This window comes from Polaromonas sp. P1_E1_2 (genome assembly GCF_056406035.1).
In genome coordinates this window covers 1-2308 of record NZ_JBFUAZ010000654.1, presented here as the reverse complement: position 1 = coordinate 2308, position 2308 = coordinate 1, and the positions used below count along the sequence as shown (strand labels likewise).

Annotated in this window: 3 protein-coding genes; 2 read left to right on the top strand and 1 reads right to left on the bottom strand. The window is 62.3% G+C overall.

Features of this window, described 5'->3' with window-relative positions:
- Nucleotides 1-54: 54 nt before the first annotated feature.
- Together AC1D1P_RS21320 and ugpQ are read left to right on the top strand one after the other, a co-directional pair.
- The gene (locus AC1D1P_RS21320; protein ID WP_477669826.1) at nucleotides 55-1074 is read left to right on the top strand and encodes a sn-glycerol-3-phosphate import ATP-binding protein UgpC; all 1020 of its coding nucleotides are present in this window, start codon (nucleotides 55-57) and stop codon (nucleotides 1072-1074) included.
- Between the two features lie 42 nt (nucleotides 1075-1116).
- On the top strand, nucleotides 1117-1872 hold the full coding sequence (gene ugpQ, locus AC1D1P_RS21315) for a glycerophosphodiester phosphodiesterase (protein ID WP_477669827.1): 756 nt from the start codon (nucleotides 1117-1119) through the stop codon (nucleotides 1870-1872).
- A gap of 149 nt (nucleotides 1873-2021) precedes the next feature.
- Here the strand turns inward: ugpQ and AC1D1P_RS21310 are convergent, their stop codons facing one another.
- Complete coding sequence (locus AC1D1P_RS21310) at nucleotides 2022-2300, bottom strand: hypothetical protein (RefSeq protein ID WP_477674340.1); 279 nt, start codon at nucleotides 2298-2300, stop codon at nucleotides 2022-2024.
- Nucleotides 2301-2308 lie beyond the last annotated feature (8 nt).

Genomic DNA, 2308 nt, shown 5'->3' with positions numbered 1-2308 from the left:
GCCCAGAGCGGCCCAGACTGCCAAGAACAACCAAGACACAACGGAAATACAGACATGGCATCCCTCTCATTCAACAACATCATCAAGCGCTACGGCTCCGGCAAAGACATGCTGCAGGTTTTGCACGGCGTGAACGCCGAGATCAATGACCACGAGTTCATCGTCATCGTCGGGCCCTCTGGCTGCGGCAAGTCCACCCTGCTGCGCATGGTGGCCGGGCTGGAAGAAGTCAGCGACGGGCAAATCTCCATCGGCGGCAAGGTCGTCAACGAGCTGGAGCCTTCGGAGCGGGACATCGCCATGGTGTTCCAGAACTACGCGCTTTACCCGCACATGAGCGTGTTCGACAACATGGCTTACGGCCTGAAGATCGCCAAAGTGCCCAAGGACGAAATCAAGACGCGCGTCGACAAGGCCGCCAAGATCCTCGAGCTGGGCCACCTGCTGGACCGCAAGCCCCGCGCGCTCTCGGGCGGGCAGCGCCAGCGCGTGGCCATGGGCCGCGCCATCGTGCGCCAGCCACAGGTGTTTTTGTTTGACGAGCCGCTGTCCAATCTGGACGCCAAGCTGCGCGTGCAGACCCGCCTGGAGATCCAGAAGTTGCACCGCGAACTCGGCATCACCTCGCTTTTCGTCACCCACGACCAGGTCGAGGCCATGACACTGGCCCAGCGCATGATGGTGATGAACGCCGGCCGCATGGAGCAGTTCGGCACGCCCGAAGAGGTTTACAACCGGCCGGCTACCACCTTTGTGGCCAGCTTCATGGGCTCGCCGCCCATGAATTTGCTCAAGCAGGCGCCGAACACCGATTTCGGCGGCAAGCCCGGCGCCATTCTGGGCATACGGCCTGAACACTTGACGGTGGGCACCACGGGTTGGCCCGTGCAGGTCGACACGATTGAAATGCTGGGCGCCGAGCGCCTGCTGTACTGCCGCATGGGCAGCGAAGCCATCATCGTGCGCACCGACGAAAGCCTGTCAATCGCGCCCGAGATCGGCGCGACCATCCATGTCACGCCGCGCGCAGATCGCCTGCACTGGTTTGACTCGGAAACGGGCAAACGGATCTAATTTCCGGCTTTCGTCTCGTCTCCACAGGTCCTGAGCACACCCATGACAAACCCCGTATCAGCTGCCAACTGGCCCTACCCGCGCTGGGTAGCGCATCGCGGCGCCGGCAAGCTGGCGCCCGAAAACACCCTGGCCTCCTTCATGCTGGGCGCCAGCCATGGCTACCGCATGTTCGAGTGCGACGTGAAACTGAGCGCCGACGACGTTCCCTTTTTGCTGCACGACGCCACGCTGGAGCGCACCAGCAACGGCAAAGGTGTGGCTGGCGAGTTGAGCTGGGAGGCGCTGGCCAAGCTTGACGCCGGCGGCTGGCATTCCCCGGCGTTTGCCGCGGAGGGCCTCGCCAGCTTTGAGCGCATCGCCCGCTTTTGCCTGGACAAGGGCTACTTCCTCAATATCGAGATCAAGCCCACACCGGGCATCGAGAGTCACACCGGCACTGTGGTGGCCAACGAAGCGGCCCGGCTGTGGCAGGACCAAGCCATTCCCCCACTGCTGACGTCCTTCCAGCCGCTGTCCCTTGAGGCGGCCAGGCGCGCCCAGCCGCAGTTGCCACGCGGCCTGCTGCTCGACCAACTCCCGGCCAACTGGCTGGAAACGGCGACCGGCCTGGACTGCGTGGCCATCGTCTGCAACCACAAGCTCTGGAACGCCGATACGGTGGCCCAGGCCAAAAAAGCCGGGTTCAAGTTGCTGAGCTATACGGTGAATGACGAAGCGAACGTGCAGCGGCTGCTGGCCCTGGGCACCGACGGCATCATCACGGACGCAGTGAACGTCTTCAAGCCCGATTTGTAGTCGGTATTCGAAGGGACTTTAGAAATTCAATTACCGGATGCAGGGCAAGGCGCACGGAGCGCAGGACACCGGAATGCACTTGGGTGCATGAGGATTCCGAGCACCGCGCAACGCAGCCATGCGCCCGGCCATTGGATTTACAAGCCCCTTCAGGCCCGCCAGGCGCCCAGCAAAACCCACTGGCAGACGGCCGCGCCGACCACCATGGCGGCATACGTCAGCATCTTCCCGTCATGGCCGAAGAACACCAGCCCGGCCACCAGCACCACCACGTTTACTACAAAAACAATAGCTGCTTGCGCATACCAGGTCTGGGCTAAAGGCATTTTTGATCTAAATAATCCACCCATAAGCTGAGTTGCCAACACCAGCAGCAGGGCCACCGCGGCGGCCGGCAGGACAAGATTGAGCAGGTGATTGGCCAGCAGGTAAAAGG